This is a genomic window from Rhodococcus opacus B4, from assembly GCF_000010805.1.
Classification (GTDB): domain Bacteria; phylum Actinomycetota; class Actinomycetes; order Mycobacteriales; family Mycobacteriaceae; genus Rhodococcus_F; species Rhodococcus_F opacus_C.
Window position 1 is genome coordinate 3,024,454 of the sequence record NC_012522.1, and the last position, 21,068, is coordinate 3,045,521.

Here is a 21,068-nt window from a genome sequence, read left to right on the forward strand (position 1 = left end):
TTTCAGAGCTTCATCAGGACGGTTCGTTCTTCGGTGTGTTCGGCGACAGCCTGGAATCCGTACTTGGCGCCGTACCCGCTCTGCTTCTGCCCGGAGTGCGGAAGGGAAGTGGCCCACGCGCCATAGCAGTTGACCCACAACATTCCGGCCCGGATGCGGCGGGTGAAACGGTGCGCGCGGCTGAGATTCTCCGTCCAGAGACCGCCGGCGAGACCGAACTCCGTGCCGTTGGCGAGCGCGAGTGCCTCCTCCTCGTCCTGGAACCGGACGACGTTCACCACCGGGCCGAACACCTCGTCGCGGGCAATACGCATCTCCGGCGTGACGTCGGCGATGATCGTCGGCTGATAGAAGTTCTCGTTGGCGTTCCAGTCCGCGTCCGCCGACCTACCCCCGAGAACCACGGTGGCGCCGTCCTCGACGGCACCGTCGACGTGTCCCTGGACCCGCAGGCGCTGACTGGTCGAGATCAGGGGTCCGATGTCGCTGCCCGGTTCGAATCCCGGTCCGACGGTGAACCGCCGCGCCTCCTGCTGCAACCGATCCACCACCTCGTCGTAGCATCCGGCCTGGACGAACAACCGCGACCCGGCGACACAGACCTGACCGGCGTTTGTGAAGATGCCCGCCGCCGCACCCGGAACCGCGGCCGACAGGTCCGCGTCGTCGAAGATGATGTCGGGGGACTTTCCACCCAGTTCCAACGTCATCCGCTTCATGTTCGTGGCCGAGGCCTCGACGATGCGGCGCCCGGTGGCGGTGGACCCGGTGAAGTTGATGCGCGCGACCCCGTGATGGCGAGCGAGATGCTCACCGGCCACGGAGCCGACACCGGGAACGACATTGAGAACTCCGGGCGGCAAGCCGGCCTCTGCGGCCAGTTCCGCTACCCGCAGCGCCGTGAACGGGGTCAGTTCCGAGGGCTTACCGACAACCGTGCAGCCGGCGGTGAGGGCAGGCGTGACCTGGCGCAGGAACCCGGCTGCGGGGGCGTTCCACGGGCAGATGGTGCCGACCACACCCACCGGAACCCGCAGGGTGTGTGCGAAGAAACCGGGGCCCTGATCACTGGTCAGACCGGTGAGTTTGGTTGCCCATCCCGCTGTTTCACGGATGGTGTCCGCTGCCCAGCGGACGTAGGCGAGCGATTGTCGCGCCGGCATCCCGTTCTCGAGCACGTCGAGTGCGGCGAGTTCGTACGCGTGGCGGTCGATCAGCTCGGCCCACGCCCACAGCAGGTGACTGCGCTCGCGCCCGGGGGTCTCGCTCCAGGTTTCGAATGCCCGGGTCGCGGCGGTCACGGCGGCGTCGACGTCGTCTTCGTCGGCGAGATGAACGATGCCGAGTTCCCTGTCGGTCGCGGGGTCCAGGACGGGCAGCAGTTTCCGGCCGTCCCGGCTGCTCGCGCGGCCGTCGATCCACGGCAGCCACTCACCGCGGGCCAACACGGAGTCGGCGTCGCCCGGCCGTACAGAGCGTGACGGGTCTGATGTCAATGGAGGTGCCTCCGAATCGATGGCGACTCGGCGAACGAGGGTGCCTTATGTCGCATCATGGATCAAATATGATGCGTTGACGCTAACAAGCCGCAGTGGGTGTGTCAACCATCACAACAGGCGTGCTGATTGAGTGGGGCGCAGCCGGTTCGCACGCCGCCCGGTTTCGTTGAAAGTTGGTGCGCAACATAGACTTCAGGACTGCTCAAGTAACTCCGCGCCCTGGGCAGCAGGCGCCCTGCCAGGCCCGCGCGGCTGAGCGTTTGGCACCCGGACCGACGCCCGAGTTAGCAGAATTTATGGAAAACGGAGCGCCCAGTACAGATGGGGCGTCAGGATCACGTGGAACGCCTGATCGCGGATCGACCGTCATGCCCGCGCCTTCGGAAAACCTCATGGCGCAGGGAGGACCGAGCGGGCCGGAGATCTCCACCCCCCCCCCCGGTCATTCCCCGATGCCGAGGGAAGCGGCGTGCGCTTCCTCGGCCGTCGCGCGTCGTCCGTCGGCGATCGCCACACCGAGCACCACGGCCAGGGCGGCGCATCCCGCCAGGTAGGGCGGGGTCGGCAGTGTTGCCACTGCCAGCACGACCAACGTGACCAGTGCTATCGGCCGCGATATCGGCACCTCGCGCATCACCGCCCGCATGTACCAGGTCTGCGCGGCGAAGAAGAGGAACGGGCCGCCGAAGAGAAACGCATTGGTCACGGCATCGGTGTGACCAATCGGATGCGCGATCACCAATTCATCCCCGACCGCGATCGCAAGTAGTCCGGCGACCATCACCAAGAGAGTATTGATGGCATAGCGGCTGGTCCGCACCGGGTCCCGGCCGACAATGGCCTGACTCACCGCGCGGGGTTCGGAACGACGGAAGTACACCCACCACACGGCAATGGTGCCGATCACTGCGACTGCACCAGTAAAAAGCGTCATCGGTCCCAGGGGTGCACTGGCAACGGCAGATCCGGTCGTCAGCACCGTTTCCCCCAGCGCAATGATGAAGAAGAGCCGGGCTCGCTCGAATTGATGTTCGGCCGCGAAGTCGACACGTTCGGAGTGGAATCGCTTACCCGGTAGGGGGTGCGCAGCCAAGAGGCCGAGGAGGTCGATCACCGTCGCGATACCCCACAGAATCAGTCGCGCGGGACCGTCGACTACCGCGCCCGTGATCCACAGGGGTGCGGTTGTCACGAGCCACACGAGGGCACGCTGGAAGTGCCGGCGCATGACGTCGTCGAGCCCGGTGGTCAGCAGCCAGAGCGTTCGTCCGATCTGGATCGTGAGGTACGTCGCGACGAACAACCACCCCGCCTCGCCGAATGCCTCCGGCGCCGCGACGTTCATGAACAATCCGAGCACCATGATCACCAACAGCATCATGCGAACCTGTGACCTGTCGGGGTCGGTCAGTGAGCCGGCCCACGAGGTGTAGGACCACGCGAGGAACACCGCGGCGTACAGCACCAGCGTCTGCGCCAGTCCCGTCCAGGTGAGATGTTCGACCAGATGGTGCACCAGCTGCCCGATCCCGAAAACGTAGACGAGGTCGAAGAACAGCTCGAGGGGACTGACACGCGGATCGCGTGGATCACGCTTCAGAGGTAGTGGCCCGATGTGCTCATCATCTACATCCTCCCGCGACTCCGGTTCCCACATGTCAGGTCTTATGGATCATCTTCCCTGCGTGGTGTCCGCTGACCCGGTCAACCACAACGACGGTCGTCGAAAGGTCATTGTCACAGTGTGGTCCGCACGCCCCCTCTCACCGGACCTGCCCCGGCAGTGCATCCCGTCGGAGGAGAGTCCGTCCCAATAGAAAATCCCGGGTTCACCAACCTCCGAAGGACAGTCCCCCATTCACCGAGAGTGTCTGTCCCGTGATCTGGCCAGCCGCGTCGGAAGCGAGGAATGTGACTGCGTCGGCCACTTCCTCGACCGCCGGCGGCCGGCCTGCCGGGAATCGCTTCAATGCCTTGTCGAAAAGCTTCTGCTGGAAGCTCTCGGTGGCGAAGATCCGGTCCCAAGACGGCGTACCCGAGGTAATCGTCATGGCAACGCCGTTGACCCGAATCTGCCAACGCGAAAGTTCCTTCGCGAGCGTTTTCGTCAGCAGGATCACCCCAGCGCCCGCGGCCCCCATGATGGATTCACCGGAGGTCGGCGTTCGGGCCGCATCTGTCGTCAACATGACCACGGCGCCACCACGGACGCGCAGGCCTGGCACCGCAGCGTGCACGGGGTAGATCCGGGGGAAGAAGCGCGATACGAAGGCGCGCTGGAGCTGTTCGCCCGTCATCTCCGCGAAGGGCGTGGGTCCGAACTCCCCCTGTGCGCCGGCGCTGACCACGATGTCGATGGCCCCGAAGTCACGCACCACTCGACCGGCTACCTCGGCGATGCTGTCGTAGTCAGCACAGTCACCCGCCTCGAACCGCACCTGATCCGAGACCTCACGCAGGCGATCCATCGCGTCCTTGCCACGCTCAGCTGACCGACCGTTCACCACTACCGTCGCACCGCGCCTGGCCAGCCGCACGGCGGTCTCGAGCCCCACGCCACTGGTGGCTCCGGTGATCAGTGCAACCTTTCCATCCAAGTCGGTCTCCGAACCGGCACCCATCTCACTACCTCCAGCACTCTCGTCGTGGATTGCGAACCTCAATACCGTAACATGGATGATATATGATGCGTAGTCTGCGGCGATTTTCCGCGCTACTTCATGCGCCGTCGATTCCGGCCTATCGTGAGCAACTAGCCAGACAAGGACAACCCCACTCATGCCCGACTTTCCAATCTCCGAGTTCCTCCGTCCCGGTGATCTCGTCGCCATCGGCGAGGCCACTGCCGAGCCGCGCACCCTCGTCGCACGCTTCCTCGACGCCGCCCGCGACATCGACGACCTCACGGCGCTGTGCGGATACGCTCTCGACGACATCTGGCACAGCGTGCCTGACGGGCACCCCACCGTGATGTCCTACGCCGCGCACGGGTCCCTGCGGAAGCTGGCGGCCACCGGCCAACTCCAGATCCTGCCGTGCCATCTCTCGAGTCTGGTCCGGTTCATTCGCAACGGCACCCTTCCGGTCGACGTGGTCCTCCTCCAGTTGCCGCCCGCGGACGCGGAAGGCTTCCACAGCCTGGGAGGGACTGTGGGCTATCTCGTCGACGCACTCGACTCGGCACGCGTGGTTCTCGCCGAGATCAACCCGAACATGCCCCGAACCAACAGTTCCCGACGCATCCACCAGTCCCAGATCACCGCGACCGTCACGTCCGACATCCCGCTCCCCGGTTCCCCGACCCGACCGGCCACCGAGGTCGACCGGACCATCGCGGCAAATGTGGCAACCCTGATTCCCGACGGTGCCAGTCTGCAGCTGGGCGTCGGTGCTATACCCGCCGAGATCACCAAGGTGATTCGCGAACGATCAGGATTGCGGATCCGGTCCAACCTGATCGGCGACTGGATTTTCGATCTCGTGGACTCCGGTGCCGTCGACATCAGCGTGGCCGGGTCGTGCACCACCGGTATGGCACTCGGGAGCCGGCGACTGTATGACTTCGTCGACAGCAACACCGGTATCGACTTCGTGCACCTGGACGAACTTCTGGCACCGGCCACACTCGCATCCTGCGACCCGTTCGTCGTCGTCAACTCCGCTCTGCAGGTCGATCTGCTCGGACAGGTGAACGCGGAATCACTCGGTGATCTCTACGTCGGTGCAGTCGGCGGGCAGGTCGACTCGTTTCGCGCCACCCGGATGGCGAAATCCGGCCTGTCGGTCATCGCGCTACCGGCCACCAATCCGGCCGGCGACAAGAGCTCCATCGTCGCGCAGCTCACTGGGCCGACGACGTCACTGCAAAGCGACGTCGACATCATCGCCACGGAGTACGGGGTCGCGGACCTGCGCGCGACCACGGCAGCCCAGCGCGCGGCGCGACTGGTCGCCGTCGCAGCACCGGCGCACCGCGACCAGCTGCGTACCGAACTGACCGGCGGACACCGTACCGAGCGGTGACCCCGACACGAAACGAACCACAGACGCAAGAGCGGTCACGGCGGCGGCGAGTCCTTACCGCGTTGATGCTCGGCAATGCTCTCGTCGCCTTGGACACGACGGTCATCGCGACCGCGGTCTCCGCGATAGTCGAGGACCTCGGAGGTTTCGAGCAGTTTCCCTTGTTGTTCTCCGCGTACCTGCTGTCCCACGCCGTCACGACACCGCTCTTCGGCAAACTGTCCGACACCGTGGGCCGCAAGCCTGTCATGCTGCTCGGGATCGGTGTCTTCTTCCTCGGTTCGATGCTGTGCGGGTTCGCCCAGTCCATGACCGGGCTGATCGCGTTCCGTGCCCTCCAGGGCCTCGGTGCGGGGGCCGTCCAGCCCACGGTCCTGACGGTCGCCGGCGACATCTACACCTTGCGCGAGCGGCCACGAGCGCAGGGATACATCGCCAGTGTGTGGGCTGCCGCATCCGTCCTGGGTCCAGCCGTCGGGGGATTGTTCGCAGAGTACGGCTTCTGGCGTGGGATCTTCTTCGTCAACGCTCCGATCTGCGCGGTGGCGGCGCTGCTGCTCATCCGGAACTTCCACGAGGAGGATACGGAACCACGGAAGAGGTACAGGCGACCCGACGTGCTGGGTGCAGCGCTGCTGTCCCTCGGCGCCGGGCTTCTGGTGCTGGGAATCCTGGAGGGCGGCCGGAGCTGGGCGTGGGGGTCTACGACGTGGATCGCGATCGTCATGATCGGAGCGGTCTGTCTTCTGCTGTTCGGGGTCGTCGAGTGGCGGGTACGCAACCCGATCATGCCGCCCTGGATTCTCGGCCGGCGGACCTTCTGGGCACGGTTCTCACCTCGGCGATCATCGGTGCGGTGGTCACAGGGCTCACTTCCTACATCCCGCTGTTTTCACAGAGTGTCCTCGCAACGACCGCCCTCACCGGCGGCTTCCTCCTCACCCCGCTGACGTTGGCGTGGCCGCTGGCCTCGAGTCAGTCCGGGCGGCTCTACCTGCGAATCGGATTCCGCCGCACAGCGTTGGCGGGAACGGCGATCACCATCGTCGGCGCCGGTTTGACGGTTTTGTTCGGTGAGGGCACGGCCGAATGGCAGATCGCCGCAGCGTGCTTCGTCATCGGCGCCGGACTCGGATTCATCACCAGCCCCACCATCATCGCCGCGCAGGCAAGCGTCGAACGGCACGAACGTGGAGTTGTCACGTCCTGCACCACTTTCGCCCGCTCGATCGGCGGAGCTGTCGGCGCAGCCGGGTGCGGCGCCCTCGTCGCAGCACACGGCGGTAACCCGCAATCACCGGCCCAGCTGGACGCCGCCCTACACCCGGTGTTCGTATGCATCGCACTCGCCGCATCAGGGTTGATCGTCACCGTATCGATACTGCCGCGGCAGGTGCAGCTCACCACTCGACCGCACCAGGCCGCCGACGGCATATACGAGCGCACCGGGCGACAAATGCCAGCCACATAGATCGTTCGTAGCGCCTGGGCCGCCCGAGGTCCGATGTCGAGGATGCAGCTCGGTGCCGACGGCGAAACCACGGATCGGACGGTGTAAGCCGAATCGCGGACAATCACCCGTGATTCACTTGCGACAGCCCGACCTCGCACCAAGCAAGCTCCCACCACTCGAGAACCGAATGCCGGGTGCCACGTGGCCGTCTACGACGCTGACACCTGTTCGATTGCGATCGCCGCTGTCCCGGCCGGACGAGATTCATACACCGTGCTCGACACCTTCGTGCGCGGCTTCGTGCCCGCTGCGAACCCGGTCGGGTCCGCAGCGGGCAGTGGGGGCGTTGCGCTCGGTTTGCTTACTACGGGGTGGTTGCGTGCTGTCGTTGCTGTGGATCGTCGATGCGGTCGCCGTGGGTCGCGACATTGCGGTACTGGTCGCCGAGAGCAGAGCCGGCAATGAAGACGGCGCCCGCGACGAAGATGATGGAAACTCCCCACGTGGAGTGGGTAGGCGAGAGGGTGACCATTGTCAGTGCCGCAAGCGGAGCGAGGCCGCCGGCGAAGGCGCCGCTGACTTCTCGCCCGGCGCCTAGACCGGACGTGCGGACATCCGCCGGGAACTGCTGGGCAAGAAAGGCACCGGACGCTGCCAGCAGTGTGGGTTGGACGATGCCGACAGTCAAGATCAGCGCGGCCCAGATGTAGATCGGGCGATCGGTGTCGAGGAGCCAGAAGAACGGGAACGCGAGGACGGCGATGCCACCGGCGCCGATTAGCATGACCCGGCGGGCACCGGCGGCGTCACAGAACCGTCCCGCCAACGGGACGATGACGATCGCGACGGCGCTGGCCAGGCTGATGCCGAACGCTCCGACATTGGCGGCGACATCGCGGAACTCGGCGAGATACGACAGCGAGAATGTCTTGAAGATGTAGCTGATGCTGTTGAGCCCGATCGTGGAAACCGCGACGACGGTCAGTCCGCGCCAATGATTCTTGAGCAGATTGCGGAATGGTTGTACCTTCTTCCGCGTCTGGGCGTCGGCTGCAAGCAGTTCGAATTCGGGGGTTTCGGGCAGGTTTCGGCGCATCCAGTAGCCCAGGCCGACCAGGATGAAGCTGAACAGGAACGGTACTCGCCACCCCCAACTGTGCAGAGCCTCGTCGCTGAGGCTCGTCACGGCCGTCACCGCCAGGGAGGAAGCCAACAGACCGATGTTGACCCCCAGCGCCGGCCATGCGCCCTGCCGACCGCGCGACTTGCTGTCGGCGTGCTCGTAGGACATGGCGACTGCACTACCGAACTCAGCACCTGCACCGAATCCCTGCAGGAGGCGGAACACGATCAGCAGGACCGGTGCAGCGATTCCGATCGTCTCGTAAGACGGGATCAGCCCAATGAGGCCGGTCGCGACGCCCATGAGCAGGAGGGTGAACGTCAGCACCGCCTTCCGCCCGATCTTGTCGCCGAGGATTCCGAATACGATGCCGCCCAGGGGGCGAACCAGGAATCCCACCGCGAACGTGGAGAATGCGGCGAGCGTGCTCACCGCTGAACTCTCCGACGGGAAGAAGATCGGGCCGAACACCAATGCGGCCATCGATGCGTAGAGGTAGAAGTCGAAAAATTCGAGAGCGGTGCCGACCACCACGGCGGGGCCGACGGACTTCGGCTTCCGACCTGGCGGAGTACCGGCAGCGGTGGGTGGTGTTGGTGACTGGGTCACGTCGAGCCTCTTCTCTTCCATGCAACGTGTGACTCACAGCACTATGCGTTATATATGATGCGATGTCAACGTAGATGAGCTTCTCTTCGCTTTCGTCGACCACACCTGCAATGGGATCGAAACAGATTGACCTGCATCGCTTTTGCAGTATTCAGCCAAAGCGGTGAATCGGCGCAATACCGACCTTCCGGAATGGAAATAGAGAGAGTCTCAGCCTCCGATGCCGCGGAGCTCCCGGCCTGACGCACCTGGCGACGACTTCCAGGGCCCCCGCAGCATGCGGAGGCCCTCGAAAGCAGAAGTATCGGATAACGGCCGCGATTGCTCCAAGATCGAGATTCGTCGAATCTGGCTGGCAAGGCCGAGCCGGATATCAGCACCACCCGGCTCGGATATCACGTCGGGTCAGTCGGTCACTCGGCTCAGGCTGTATGCGTATGCGAGGATCTCGCGGGCGGTTTTGATGTGGGCGTAGTCGACGTGCATGTCTTCGTAGCGGACGGCGGCGAGTCCTTGGGCTTCGGCGTCCTCGAAGGCCTCGATCATGCCCGAGTAGAACGCGATCTCGGCGTCGGACGGGCTGAACACCTCGTTGGCGAGGGCGATGTGCGAGGGGTGGATCAATACCTGGCCGCGGAAGCCGAGTTCGCGGTTGCGTTCGGAGAAGTTCCGCGCCCCGTCGTGGTCGGTGAGGTCCTGCCACACCCCGACCAACGGGAATTCGAGACCGTTCGCGCGGGCGGCGAGCAGGGCCCGGCTGCGCATATACAGGGTCTCCTCGCCGGACGGGGTGAACTGGAACCCGATCGATCTGGAGACGTCCGCGTCGCGGGCGGTCCCGGCGAACAGGGTCGCCACCCGAGGCGAGGCGACGGCGATCTTTTCGCAGTTCGCATACGCCTCCGCAGTTTCGAGGCAGCAGATGAATTCGAGTTTGCCGGCGTCGACGCCGTTGGCCCGTTCGAAATGGGTGACGAGGGCGTCGAACCGGACGATGTCTTCGGGTCCGTAGGTTTTCGGCAGGACGAAGCCGTCGAGTCCGGGGACGGCGACGGCGGCGATGTCGTCGCCGGTGATCCCGGTGTCCAGTGCGTTCAGCCGCACGTACAGTCCGACATCCGCCCCGGTGTCCCGTAGTTGCGCGATGGTCCGAGCGGCCGTGGCGCGTCCCTGGTCCTTCAGGTGCTCGGGTACAGAGTCCTCGAGGTCGAGGATCAGGCCGTCGGCACCGGCGGCGATGGCCTTCTCGGCCCACCCCTCCCGATGCCCGGGCACGAACAACAACGAACGAAGCGGTCTCATGGTGTCTTCTCCCAACGTGTGTGAAATCTGGTGTCAAACCTTGCGATTACGGCCGCACACCGATGTCCGCGGCGTTCGGTGCAGTAGCCGCGAACTCCGTCCGGATGGCGTCAGTGTCGGCGCCCAACGCCGGGACCCGGCCGGCTGACACCATCCACCCCTGTGCGAGGGCGGGCGGCACCAGGGCAGGGACCGGGCCGGCCGGGGTGTCGACGTTGCGCCACCGGCCGCGGACAGACAGTTGCGGGTGCTCGGCGAGGCCGCGGACCCCGTTGAGTCGGGCGTTGCCGATCCCGGCCGCATCGGCGGCCTGCTGGATCTCGGCCAGGGTGCGCTGCGCGCACCAGGCGGCGACGATCGCGTCGAGTGCGGTGCGCTCCCGGACCCGGTCGTCGTTGCGGGCGTACCGCGGATCCTCGGCCAGATCCGGGCGGCCCAGAAGGTCGGCTGCCAGGCGCCGCCATTCCCGGTCGCTGGTGGTGCCGAGCACCGCGGTCCGCCCGTCGGCGGTCGGGTAGGCCCCGTAGGGGGCGACCATCGGCGAGCCCATGCCGACCGGCTCGGGTTCGGTGCCGCCGTGGATCACCTGGTTGAGGGCGAAACCCATCATCTCGGCGACCACGTCGAGCATCGCGATCGGGATGACCGCGCCGCGCCCGGTCCGCTCCCGGTCGTACAGTGCGGCCAGGATGGCCGAGTACGCATACAGTGCGGTGCCGATGTCGGCGATCGGAATCCCCGGTTTGGCCGGTTGCCCGGGTTGGCCGGTGATGGTGCAGGACCCGGCCTCGGCCTGGATGAGCAGGTCGTAGGCTCGTTTGTGGTCCAGTGGTCCGCCGCGCCCGTACCCAGAAATGTCGACGATGATCAATCGTGGGTACCGCCGGGCCAGTGCGTCCACCCCGAGACCGAGCCGGCCGAGCGCACCGGGGGCGAGGTTGCTGACGATCACGTCGGCCCGTTCGAGCAACTCGTGCAGCACGTCGTGGTCGGCGGGCGCCGTCAGGTCCAGCGCCGCCGACTCTTTGCCGTGGTTGAGCCACACGAAATGGGCTGCCAACCCGCGCACCGCCTGGTCGTAGTGCCGGGTCGAGTCCCCGACCCCGGGTTGCTCGATCTTGATGACCCGGGCACCCAGATCGGCCAGGTGCCGGGTGCACAGCGGTGCGGCGATGGCCTGTTCGAGGCCCAGGACGGTGATCCCGTCCAGGGGCCCGCTCATGTGAACCTCGGCTCACGTTTGTCGCGGTGCGAGGCAATACCTTCGGTCACGTCCGGGCCGCCGAAGCCATAGAACTCGAGGCCGAGGGAGGCGTCGAAGAGCGGCATCGCCTGCCGGTACCAGTTGTTCAGGGCGTGCTTGGTGAACCGCAACGCGCTGCGGGATCCGCGTGCGAGGTTCTCGGCGATCTGCAGGGCGCGGTCCTGCACGGCGTCGTCGTCCACGCAGACGGAGACCATCCCGATCCGTTCGGCCTCCTCGCCGGTGAGGACCTCGTTGGTGAGCAGGTGATACTTGGCCTTGGCCATCCCGCACAACAGCGGCCAGCAGATGGCGGCGTGATCGCCGGCGGCCACCCCGATCCGGACGTGCCCGTCGACGATTTTCGCGCGCCGTCCGGCCACCGACACGTCTGCCAGCAGGGCGGCGACCAGTCCGGCCCCGACGGCGGGGCCGTTGATCGCGGAGACGATCGGGGCCGGGCATTCGATGATGTTGCGGACCAGATCGCGGGCCTCGTTCATGACCCGGGTGCGGGTGTCCCAGTCCTTGACCATCGCGTCGATGAGGTCGAAGCTGCCGCCCGCGGAGAACGCGCGGTCGCCGGCACCGCGTATCAGCACCGCACGCACCGACTCGTCCCGGGCGATCGCCGCCCATACGTCCGCCAGCTCGCGGTGCATGTCCGCACCGACCGCATGCAGATCCGGCCCATCGAGCACGATCCGCAACAACCTATCCGACGGACGATCGATCGCCAACGTCGGGAACTCGTCATACGTCTTCACTGCTGTACCCCTGCTTCCTCGAGGAGATTGTTCGGCTGGAGGTCAGGAGCAGCCCAGGAATCGAGCAGGTCTACAGCCGCGACCTGTTCGGTTCGCGGCACCGATGGTCGGCGGGCGGGCGTACGGGCTAATCGGGGCGCCGGCGCTGGCTGCAGTACCCCACCGACTCGCTGGTATAGGCCGCGTTCGGCGTTGTGCGGGTCGACGGCGGCCTCGTCGAAGGTCAGCACCGGGCTCACGCAGGCGTCGGTGCCGGCATAGATGGACTCCCACTCGTCCCGCGTTCGCCCGGCGATGGCCGTGGCGATGAACTCCCGCAAGTGTGGCCACCGCGTGCGGTCGTTCTGGTCGGGCCAGTCGGTGGTCCCGACACCGAGGCCGGCGAGAAACTCCCGGTAGAAGTCGGGTTCGAGCGCACCGACCGCGAGGTAGCGGCCGTCCGCGCACCGGTAGGTGTCGTAGAACGGTGCTCCGGAGTCGATCCAGTTCGTGCCCGGCTCATCGGAGAAAAGTCCCGCCGCCCGCAGTCCCTGCAGCTTCGCGGTCAGCAGAGCAACACCATCGACCATGGCGACGTCGACGACCTGCCCGTGCCCGGACTTCGTCGCCTCCAGTAGCGCGCAGACGATCCCGAACGCCCCGATGGCTCCGCCACCCGCGTAGTCGCCGAGCAGGTTGATCGGGGGACGAGGGCGTTCCCCACTCCGCGCCAACGCGTGCAAGGCACCTGATTGGGCGACATAGTTGATGTCGTGCCCCGCTTCCTGAGCACGTGGGCCGGACTGCCCATAGCCGGTCAACCGCGCGTAGACGATCGCCGGATTGTGGCCGAGCACCACCTCGGGCGCCAGACCCAGCCTCTCGGCCACGCCTGGGCGGTAGCCTTCGATGAAGACATCGGCGGCCGCGGCCAACCGCAGGGCCGCCTCCACGCCGCGCGGGTCCTTCAGGTCCAGAGCTGTCGTCTCGACGCCGCGGTTGGCTACGTCGTACTCGTCGCGCAGCCCATCGGTCTGGGCAAGCGCCCGCGCCGCCCGATGAGTAGGCCGTACCACGCGCACCACCTGTGCACCCATGTCGGCCAACAACATCGACACATAGGGCACTGGGCCCATGCCGGACAACACCAGAACTCGGACGCCGCCGAGTGGTCCGCTCATATCGCAACTCTTTCGCTTGAGGGGAAATACCGCCAATCGCATCGCTGACACGATGCTGCGGCGCATCGGCCGAGGACCAGCGGGGTTCCCGGCAATTGAACGTCTCGTTACGCATATTACACAATATATTGTGCGGCGTGAAGACAGTCTTGGTTTCGCGCCGCATACCGTGGACGGCGTGTTCCGACATACCGGAAGGGCTGCAACAGAAGCGATCACGTCGACAAGAAGGCGTCGACCACCAATCGCGCCGACCGATGACATGCGTGAGCTATCCCGGAGAACTCACAGCCGTGACCGCTCCAGTTTGCCGATGGGGTGCCGAACCTCGAAATGAGCGATGGTATATTATGTCGAGTTTCAGAACCCGAAAGGTGCGACCGACGATGCCTCTGAATGACAGGTCAAGACGACAGCAACTTCCCGAAGAAGTGGCCTCGCACGTTCGCGAGATGATCATCTCCGGAGAGGTGCGGGCGGGCGATTTCCTCCGCATCGAGCGCATTGCCGAAGCCGTCGGGGTCAGCACTACGCCCGTCCGCGAGGGGCTCCTCGCGCTGCGCAGTGAGGGATTCGTCGAGATGGTCCCACGACGCGGGTTTGTAGTTGCCCCGTTCACCAAGCAAGACGTACAGGACCTCTTTTGGGCACAGGCCCAGCTGGCCGGTGAACTGGCCACACGGGCCGCGAAGAACATCACCCCCCAGCAGATCGCCGAGCTCGAGGCAATCCTCGAAGCCCACCAGGACGCGATCACTCAGGGCGACACGGAACGTATCGCTTCATTGGGCCACGCATTCCACCGCAAGATCAACCTGGCCGCGGACTCTCCGCGCCTCGCCCGCCTTCTCGGCTCGATTGTCGCGAACCTTCCGAACCGCTTCTACGCCACCATCGAGGGCCACCTCGGCACAACGCAAAAGGAACACCCGCTCCTGCTCGAGGCCTTACGGAAGCACAGCGGCAAGAAGGCCAAGACTCTCATGGAATCGCACATCTTGGACGGTGCGGACCACCTGATCGAGGAACTCGACCAGCGCGGGCTTTGGGAGACCGACTCCGAGGCGAACGTGGGCTGAGTCACCGGCATCGCTACTTACAGCACGGATCCATTCAGCACCAGCACCCGAGTGCCGCGGAGTGTCCGCTCACCTCCTGTGGTACTCGTGGAGGGCGCCGGCCGCGGTTTCGTTCGCCGCGGCCGGCGGCCGGGCCCGCGGTCCCCTGTCGGATCAGCAGGACCTCGGGAGTCGGATATCAGTACGAGCGGGGAAGCCCCAGCACCTGCTGAGAGACGTAGTTGCGGACCATCTCCTGCGAGAACGGGGCGTTGCGCAGCAGCCGCACCTCACGCCACAGGCGCTCGATGTGGTACTCCTTCGCGTACGCGTAGCCGCCGAAGGTGGAGAAGGCCCGGTCGCAGGCATCGAAGCCGGCCTCCGCACCGAGGTACTTGGCCGCGGCCGCCTCGGCGCCGCAGGGTTGTTTGGCGTCGAACAGGTCAGCCGCCTTCATGGCCATGCCTTCGGCGGCCTCGAGCCTGATCCACGAATCGGCCAGGGGATGTGCGACGGCCTGGTTCTTGCCGATCGGGCGGTCGAAAACGATGCGCTCGTTGGCGTAGTTCGTCGCCAGGTCGAGGGCGGCGCGGCCCAGGCCGATGCCCTCCATCGCGACGCAGATGCGCTCCGGATTCAAGCCGTCGAGCAAATAGTAGAAGCCCTTGTCGACCTCGCCGACCACCTCGTGGTCGGCGACCTCGAGGTTGTCGATGAACAGCTCGTTGGTGTCGATCGCGGCGCGGCCGAGCTTGTCGATCTCGCGGATCGTGATCCGTTCGGGGTCCATGTTGGCGAAGAACAGGGTCATGCCGTGCAGCGGCTTGTCGTCGCGTCGCGGCGAGGTGCGTGCGAGCAGAAGGATGCGCTGCGCGTTCTTGGCGTTGGTGATGAATACCTTCTGGCCGTTGATCACCCAGCCGCCGTTGATCTTGGTGGCCTTGGTCTTGATGCGGGAGGTATCGACGCCGGCAGTGGGTTCGGTGACACCGAACGCCATGAGCATCTCGCCACTGGCGAGCTTCGGCAGGTACTCACGCTTCATCTCCTCCGAGCCGTAGCGCACGATCGGCGCCGGCGGAAAGACGTAGAAGTGGACCGCCGACCCGCCGCTCATGCCGGCGCCCGACGCGGAAATCTCGCCCATCATCACGGCGGCCTCCTTGAGGCCCAGGCCGATGCCGCCGTACTCTTCCGGGATCATCGCGCCCAGCCAGCCTCCGGCGGCGAAGGCCTTCACGAATTCCCACGGGTACTCGTGCTTGTTGTCCTTGTCGAGCCAATAGTTGTTGTCGAACTTGCGGGCCAGCGCGCGGGTCGCCTCGCGAACGACTTCGACGTTGCTCTCATCGGTCTCACTCATCGGTTGTCCCTTTCTATGAACCCGTGAATACGGGGATGTCTTCGAGTGGGGTGGCCGGGTCGAGTGACGACGTGTCCCCGACCGGTTCCCCGAGGAACCGCGACCGGATGGCGCGGCGCATGATCTTGCCGTTCTTCGTCTTCGGCAGCGTCGCCACCGTGTGGACGGTCGGCGCGAAGGACTTGCCGGCGTTCCGCAGCGCTGTGGCCTGCAGATCGTCGGGATCGACGCCGTCGTTGTCGCGTACCACGGCGAACGCGACGGCACGCTGACCACGCAGCTCGTCGGGTACCCCGATGACCGCGACCTCTCCGATCCGCGGATCCCGCAGCAGCGCCGCCTCGATCTCCGCCGGACCCACCCGACGACCCGACAGTTTGATCGTGTCATCGGACCGCCCGTGGATCCGCCACACCCCGGCCGCGTCGACGCTGGCGAGGTCACCATGCACCCACACCTCGTCCCACCGCTTCCAATACGTTTCGAGGTACCGGTCACGGTCCTGCCAGAATCCATGGGTCATGCCCGGGAACGTGTTCCGCACGGCGAGCTCCCCCACCTCGCCGACGATCGGCGCACCGTCCTCCCCGAGCACGACAGCATCGACACCCGGCAGCGCCCCGTTGAACGCGGCAGCGGCCGTGGGCAGGAACGGGTACCCGATGACGATGCCGCCGCCGACCTCGGTGCCACCGCTGTAATTGATGATCGGCCGGCGAGACCGCCCGACCTGCTGGAACAGCCACCACCACGTGGGCTCGTCCCACGCCTCGCCGGTGGAAACGAACGAGCGCAGCGTGGGCATCTCACGCACCGCCCCGCCCCCGCCCGCCATCAACGCGCGGGCCGCCGTCGGGGCGATACCCTGAACGGTGACACCGTTGCGTTCGACGATCTCCCACATCCGGTCTGCGGTCGGGTAGGTGGGCAGGCCCTCGATCATGACGATGGTGGCGCCGAGTTGCAAAGGCCCGGTCATCAGCAGCGGGCCGACCAGCCAGCCGAGGTCGGTGATCCAGGAAACGACGTCGTCGGCGTGGACATCGAACCCGTAGGCGAAGTCCACCGCGGCCTTCACCCCGAAACCCGCGTGCGAGTGCACAATCCCCTTCGGGCGACCCGTCGTCCCGGACGTGTAGACGATGGTGAGCGGGTCGTTCGCCTCGGTCGCCGCCGTCTCCACCGGGGCCGGATCCGGGTCCAGGTCGTCGAAGTAGACATCGCGGCCTGCGGCCATCGCCACATCCGTGCCGATGTGGCGGAGGACGACCACGGTGCGCACCGACGGCGCCGACTCCAGCGCCTGATCGGCGGTGTCTTTCATCGGTACGTGTTTGCCGCGGCGGGTTGTGCCGTCCGCGGTGATCAGCATGACCGCCTCGGAGTCCTGCAGCCGGGTGGCCAGCGCGTCCGGTGCGTATCCGGTGAAGGTCGGCACCGAGATGGCTCCGATCATCGCGATCGCCAGGAACGCGACCACAGCCTCGGGGACCGCGGGGATGAACAGCACCACCCGATCCCCGCGCGTGACGCCGAGCTGGGTCAGGTTCGCCGCGAACCGTCGCACCTCACGATCGAGTTCGGCGTAGGTCAACGTGCGCCGTTGCCCGTTATCCCCCTCGTAGACCACCGCCGTCTTGTCCACGAGTTGGCCGACAGCGTGCCGGTGTGCGCACAGGTTCGCGATGTTGAGGTGCCCACCGGTGAACCACCGCGGGAAGGGTTTGCCGTCGGATTCGTCACGGACCTTCTCGAACGGTGCGTCGAAGGTGATCTCCAGATCGTCGACGACGGCGCGCCAGAAGCGCTCCGGGTCGGCAACCGCCGACCGGTTCAACTCCTCGACGCTCTCGTGACCCCAGCGCCCCATCGCCGCCAGCAACCGGCTGCGCTCGACTACCGACTGGTTCGGCACCCACGCGTACCGTGCGGTGTCATCCTGCTGACTCTTGGTCATACCCGCTCCTTCTCGAAACGCCTGCAACCGGTTAGGCGTTGACCGATTCGGTCGCGGTGCGCTTGAGCATCAACCCGGCGCGGCGGCACTCACACACAATCTCGTCGCGTTGGTTGATGCCGTAGTGCCGGAACTGGACCACGCCGGAGTCGTTGCGGCTCTTCGATTCCCGCTTCTCAAGGATCTCGGTGCGGACACGGATGGTGTCGCCGTGGAACACCGGCTTGGGGAACTTGACTTCCTCGTAGCCGAGGTTGCCCAAGGTGGTGCCCTGGGTGGTCTCGGGCACCGAGATGCCCGAGACCAATCCGAGGATGAACAGGCTGTTGACCAGACGTTGCCCGTAGATCGAGTCCTTGCTGTATTCCGCGTCCAGATGCAGCGGTGCCAGGTTCAAGGTCATCGTGCTGAACAGGATGTTGTCCGTCTCGGTCACGGTTCGGCGGGTCGGGTGGTCGATGACAGCACCCGGCTCGAGTTCTTCAAAGTACAGACCGGGCATGGGAAGTCCTTTCGATTCGGCGGTATGACCGCCAGTGCAAGTTCACTGATATCGCATGTTACACAATATATGATGCGTGTCAATGATGGTTGGCTGCAATATTCAGTGGCCCCAGGACGCGGGTAGACGCCTACCGGTTCAGCGGATGATGGTCGGCTTCAGCCATCCGATGACGCGAGCCGCAGATACGCAGGACGTGATCCGATCGGGTAACACTTTCCGACCCCAGACCAGGCACTTGCTGCATTCAGCCCTCGTCCACCGAAGGACTGCTAAATACGAAGAATGGAAACTGGATTGCCGCGCACCGCGTCGGCGAGGAGCCTGCCCGCGTGAGCCCCGAAATATCGTGAGCCTGACCAGCCCGGTCATTATGACTCAAATTACAGCGATGCGACGACTTACGGCGCTGGACAGCGGTCATCGCGAGCAAACTGTCGCCCTCGCTCAGACATGGCGACGAAGCAGAGAAAAGAAGCGCCAAGTCACGCCGACACCGGCTTTGAGCACTGCGTGCATTGCACAGATTCAGCGCTGTCGACCAGGCCGACGCACTCGATAGCCAGCTGCACCCTGGCACCAGCCGGCGTTTCCTTGACGGTCACCGATGTCGTTCCGTCCGTGCTCGGCGTATTCGTCGCCGTCGCCCCCAGGAAGGGGCTCGTGCCGTTCGCTGCACCTCGCGTTCGCCATCGGCGAAGCGTTCCCGCCCCCGATGTTCCGCCGCTACTTAGCGGTTTCGGCGCTCCACATGCCTTGTTCCTCGAGCTTCGCGATCAGATGATCAGCAGTGGTGGCGATGTGTTTCTTCATCATCGACCTGGCCGCGCGGGTGTTCCTGGTCCGTAAGGCTTCCACCAGCTGCGGATGCTCATTCACCGTGGCGTCGACCTGCTGCTCGATCGTGGCGTAGAAACGGTTTGGTAGGTGCTTGACCACCGACCCCAGCAACAGCGCCAGTCGGTGCGAATCTGCGGCAAGGTTGATCTGACGATGAAATTCATGACCCAGATCGGTGATCCGCTGGTTGTCACCGGCCGCGACGGCCTCCTTGTTCTCCGCCATGATCTGATCGAGCCTTGCCAACTGCTCTGGGCTGATGTTCGAGGCCGCCCGCGCCGCGAGCTCACCGGCAAGCTGGGCCTGGGCCCAAAACAGGTCGCGAATGTCTCGCCGGGTGAACGACGCGACGATGAACCCACGCCGAGGCACCATCTGCACAAAGCCCTCGCTCCGCAACAGCTGCATACCCTCCCGGACGGGGGTGTTGCTGACGCCGACCGCTTCGCAAATTGGCTCCATGCGCAGAAACTCACCGGGCTTGACCTCGCCCGAGAAAATACGTTCACGCACGTAGCTGGCCACCTGCTCGGGCAGACCCTGCTGCCGATTGGCGTTGCGCGCACCATGCGTCCGTGCGTCCACCGTCATCTTGAACTCCCAACCAGGTCGCTTCGTTCATCCGCACACTACTCCACTTCCCGCATGATATGCGATATCGACGCGGCCTCTTCCGGGCAACGAAGCACTCCGAGTTTTGCCCGAAGCCGGGACACCTACTCGTAGACCTAGCCAAGAAGCACTATGATGCGTAATATATGATCTGAACTTCCTTTTCACGGCGTGCCGATGCAGCGGCCCCCAGGATGGCGCATCCTTCCCAGAACGAGGTACTCGATGAGTCCGAAACCTTTGCAACACATCCGAATCCTCGAGATCGGTGGCTATATCTCCGCCCCGTACAGCACTTCGATCCTGTGTGCATTGGGTGCCGAGGTCGTGAAGGTCGAGAAGCCGCAGGGAGGTGACGACTTCCGGCGCGACCTCGATCATCGCAGCCCCTACTTCGTCCAGTACAACGCCGGGAAGAAGAGTATCGCGGTAGACATCAAGCGGACTGAGGGCGTGGAACTGGTTCGGGCCCTCCTGCCGAAGTTCGATGTTCTGATCGAAAACATCCGGCCCGGCAAACTCGCTGCGCTCGGTTTGGGCCCTGACCCATGTCGTGAGGCCAACCCCGACCTCGTCTACACCTCCGTCACGGGATTCGGCAACGGTGGCCCTCTGGGAGATCGTGCCGCCTACGATACGATCGGGCAAGCCCTCGGAGGGATGTACACCGTCATGGGCGACGCCGGTGAACCCCAACTCTCGGGTACCTGTATCGCCGATCTGATCACCGGATTCGTCGGCGCAACCGGCATCCTCGCCGCGCTCGTCACCCGGGCGGAGACCGGGTCGGCGCCGCGAATCGAAACTTCGATGCTCGAGGCAGTGAGTGCACTGACCGTCGACGCCCTCACTCAGATGTACGACGACGACGGCGCCGATCCTTACCGGCAATCGCGCCATCCCCAGGCCCAGAATTTCTGCCTTCATACCGCATCGGACGGTGTAATCGCCATCCATCTGTCGTCCTCGCAAAAGTTCTGGCGCTCCCTCACCGACGCCATAGAACGACCGGACCTACGCGATGACCCACGTTTCTTGCGGTACCCAGATCGGGTCCAGCACTATGCGGAACTGGTTGACGTGGTGCAGGGAGCGTTCCTTACGCGGAACGCGGACCAGTGGGAAAAGATCCTCACCGATGCCGATGTCCCATATGCGCCCGTACTCGGCATGTCCGACTTCGCCACGCACCCGCAAACCGACTTCCTGGAACTTCTCGAACTGCAGGATGAGGGACCGGCGCTGCTCCGCGCTCCATGGCGATTTGACGGTGCACGCCCGAGCCGCACCGGCTGCACACCTCGCGTGGGTGAACACACGCGTGCGGTCGCCGCTGAGGTGTATGACGGACCGACGATCGACAAGTTGCTTCGCGACGGTGTGCTGTACGCGCCCTCGGCCCGTCCGCGATGACCCACGGCCCAAGACTCTGGAAAGGCCGCCACCGACGATGCTGCAGACCCCCATCTCCACAAGACAGCAACTCCCCGAGGAAGTCGCCACACATGTACGCGAGATGATCATTTCTGCAAGTACGAGCCGGTGAATTCCTCCGAA

The 21,068-nt window shown here is 65.1% G+C and carries 17 protein-coding genes; 5 read left to right on the plus strand and 12 right to left on the minus strand.

What is annotated here, in order from left to right:
* Nucleotides 1–2 precede the first annotated feature (2 nt).
* The 3 genes from ROP_RS13940 to ROP_RS13950 form a co-directional block, all read right to left on the minus strand.
* On the minus strand, nt 3–1,448 hold the full coding sequence (locus ROP_RS13940; protein ID WP_167315958.1) for an aldehyde dehydrogenase family protein: 1,446 nt from the start codon (nt 1,446–1,448) through the stop codon (nt 3–5).
* A gap of 493 nt (nt 1,449–1,941) precedes the next feature.
* Nucleotides 1,942–3,156, minus strand: coding sequence for a low temperature requirement protein A (locus tag ROP_RS13945; RefSeq protein WP_012690013.1), 1,215 nt, complete (start codon nt 3,154–3,156; stop codon nt 1,942–1,944).
* 172 nt (nt 3,157–3,328) lie between these two features.
* Nucleotides 3,329–4,120, minus strand: a complete 792-nt coding sequence (locus ROP_RS13950; RefSeq protein WP_012690014.1) for an SDR family NAD(P)-dependent oxidoreductase — start codon at nt 4,118–4,120, stop codon at nt 3,329–3,331.
* 157 nt (nt 4,121–4,277) lie between these two features.
* On the opposite strand from ROP_RS13950, the gene ROP_RS13955 reads away from it, so the two are divergent.
* From ROP_RS13955 to ROP_RS45070, 3 genes are read left to right on the plus strand one after another with little or no spacing between them, the layout of a single operon-like run.
* A complete protein-coding gene (locus tag ROP_RS13955) occupies nt 4,278–5,522 on the plus strand; it encodes an acetyl-CoA hydrolase/transferase family protein (protein ID WP_012690015.1) in 1,245 nt (414 codons plus the stop codon).
* Nucleotides 5,519–6,472: an MFS transporter gene (locus ROP_RS45065; protein ID WP_012690016.1), complete on the plus strand. Its 954-nt coding sequence runs from the start codon at nt 5,519–5,521 to the stop codon at nt 6,470–6,472. Before ROP_RS13955 ends, ROP_RS45065 begins: the two co-directional genes overlap by 4 nt.
* Nucleotides 6,379–6,993, plus strand: a complete 615-nt coding sequence (locus tag ROP_RS45070; RefSeq protein ID WP_331457974.1) for an MFS transporter — start codon at nt 6,379–6,381, stop codon at nt 6,991–6,993. The genes ROP_RS45065 and ROP_RS45070 overlap by 94 nt, the downstream gene beginning before the upstream one ends.
* Before the next feature lie 346 nt (nt 6,994–7,339).
* On the opposite strand, the gene ROP_RS13965 is transcribed toward ROP_RS45070, so the two are convergent.
* From ROP_RS13965 to ROP_RS13985, 5 genes are all read right to left on the minus strand, one after another.
* On the minus strand, nt 7,340–8,728 hold the full coding sequence (locus tag ROP_RS13965; RefSeq protein ID WP_012690018.1) for an MFS transporter: 1,389 nt from the start codon (nt 8,726–8,728) through the stop codon (nt 7,340–7,342).
* Between the two features lie 384 nt (nt 8,729–9,112).
* Nucleotides 9,113–10,009 (minus strand): HpcH/HpaI aldolase/citrate lyase family protein, encoded by an 897-nt coding sequence (locus ROP_RS13970; protein WP_043824734.1) that lies wholly within the window; start codon nt 10,007–10,009, stop codon nt 9,113–9,115.
* Nucleotides 10,010–10,055: 46 nt separating this feature from the next.
* Nucleotides 10,056–11,231, minus strand: a complete 1,176-nt coding sequence (locus tag ROP_RS13975) for a CaiB/BaiF CoA transferase family protein (RefSeq protein WP_012690020.1) — start codon at nt 11,229–11,231, stop codon at nt 10,056–10,058.
* Nucleotides 11,228–12,019 carry an enoyl-CoA hydratase/isomerase family protein gene (locus tag ROP_RS13980; protein WP_012690021.1) on the minus strand — a complete coding sequence of 264 codons (792 nt, stop codon included), beginning with the start codon at nt 12,017–12,019 and terminating at the stop codon, nt 11,228–11,230. The genes ROP_RS13975 and ROP_RS13980 overlap by 4 nt, the downstream gene beginning before the upstream one ends.
* Nucleotides 12,016–13,179 carry a CaiB/BaiF CoA transferase family protein gene (locus ROP_RS13985; protein WP_012690022.1) on the minus strand — a complete coding sequence of 388 codons (1,164 nt, stop codon included), beginning with the start codon at nt 13,177–13,179 and terminating at the stop codon, nt 12,016–12,018. Before ROP_RS13985 ends, ROP_RS13980 begins: the two co-directional genes overlap by 4 nt.
* A gap of 386 nt (nt 13,180–13,565) precedes the next feature.
* Between ROP_RS13985 and ROP_RS13990 the strand changes: the two genes are divergently transcribed.
* Nucleotides 13,566–14,258 (plus strand): GntR family transcriptional regulator, encoded by a 693-nt coding sequence (locus tag ROP_RS13990; RefSeq protein ID WP_012690023.1) that lies wholly within the window; start codon nt 13,566–13,568, stop codon nt 14,256–14,258.
* A 178-nt stretch (nt 14,259–14,436) separates the two neighbouring features.
* Here the strand turns inward: ROP_RS13990 and ROP_RS13995 are convergent, their stop codons facing one another.
* The 4 genes from ROP_RS13995 to ROP_RS14010 form a co-directional block, all read right to left on the minus strand.
* Complete coding sequence (locus ROP_RS13995) at nt 14,437–15,600, minus strand: acyl-CoA dehydrogenase family protein (RefSeq protein ID WP_012690024.1); 1,164 nt, start codon at nt 15,598–15,600, stop codon at nt 14,437–14,439.
* A gap of 13 nt (nt 15,601–15,613) precedes the next feature.
* Complete coding sequence (locus ROP_RS14000) at nt 15,614–17,557, minus strand: AMP-binding protein (RefSeq protein ID WP_012690025.1); 1,944 nt, start codon at nt 17,555–17,557, stop codon at nt 15,614–15,616.
* Nucleotides 17,558–17,588: 31 nt separating this feature from the next.
* Complete coding sequence (locus tag ROP_RS14005; protein ID WP_012690026.1) at nt 17,589–18,059, minus strand: MaoC family dehydratase; 471 nt, start codon at nt 18,057–18,059, stop codon at nt 17,589–17,591.
* A 726-nt stretch (nt 18,060–18,785) separates the two neighbouring features.
* On the minus strand, nt 18,786–19,490 hold the full coding sequence (locus ROP_RS14010; RefSeq protein ID WP_012690027.1) for a GntR family transcriptional regulator: 705 nt from the start codon (nt 19,488–19,490) through the stop codon (nt 18,786–18,788).
* A 246-nt stretch (nt 19,491–19,736) separates the two neighbouring features.
* Between ROP_RS14010 and ROP_RS14015 the strand changes: the two genes are divergently transcribed.
* On the plus strand, nt 19,737–20,924 hold the full coding sequence (locus tag ROP_RS14015) for a CaiB/BaiF CoA transferase family protein (RefSeq protein ID WP_012690028.1): 1,188 nt from the start codon (nt 19,737–19,739) through the stop codon (nt 20,922–20,924).
* Nucleotides 20,925–21,068 lie beyond the last annotated feature (144 nt).

Coding starts and splice junctions, on each gene's coding strand:
- ROP_RS13975 (WP_012690020.1), bottom strand. CDS start 11,231: ATGAGCGGGCCCCTGGACGGGATCACCGTCCTGGGCCTCGAACAGGCC.
- ROP_RS13965 (WP_012690018.1), bottom strand. CDS start 8,728: ATGGAAGAGAAGAGGCTCGACGTGACCCAGTCACCAACACCACCCACC.
- ROP_RS13950 (WP_012690014.1), bottom strand. CDS start 4,120: ATGGGTGCCGGTTCGGAGACCGACTTGGATGGAAAGGTTGCACTGATC.
- ROP_RS13945 (WP_012690013.1), bottom strand. CDS start 3,156: ATGTGGGAACCGGAGTCGCGGGAGGATGTAGATGATGAGCACATCGGG.
- ROP_RS14005 (WP_012690026.1), bottom strand. CDS start 18,059: ATGCCCGGTCTGTACTTTGAAGAACTCGAGCCGGGTGCTGTCATCGAC.
- ROP_RS14015 (WP_012690028.1), top strand. CDS start 19,737: ATGAGTCCGAAACCTTTGCAACACATCCGAATCCTCGAGATCGGTGGC.
- ROP_RS13970 (WP_043824734.1), bottom strand. CDS start 10,009: ATGAGACCGCTTCGTTCGTTGTTGTTCGTGCCCGGGCATCGGGAGGGG.
- ROP_RS14010 (WP_012690027.1), bottom strand. CDS start 19,490: ATGACGGTGGACGCACGGACGCATGGTGCGCGCAACGCCAATCGGCAG.
- ROP_RS13995 (WP_012690024.1), bottom strand. CDS start 15,600: ATGAGTGAGACCGATGAGAGCAACGTCGAAGTCGTTCGCGAGGCGACC.
- ROP_RS14000 (WP_012690025.1), bottom strand. CDS start 17,557: ATGACCAAGAGTCAGCAGGATGACACCGCACGGTACGCGTGGGTGCCG.
- ROP_RS13985 (WP_012690022.1), bottom strand. CDS start 13,179: ATGAGCGGACCACTCGGCGGCGTCCGAGTTCTGGTGTTGTCCGGCATG.
- ROP_RS13955 (WP_012690015.1), top strand. CDS start 4,278: ATGCCCGACTTTCCAATCTCCGAGTTCCTCCGTCCCGGTGATCTCGTC.
- ROP_RS13990 (WP_012690023.1), top strand. CDS start 13,566: ATGCCTCTGAATGACAGGTCAAGACGACAGCAACTTCCCGAAGAAGTG.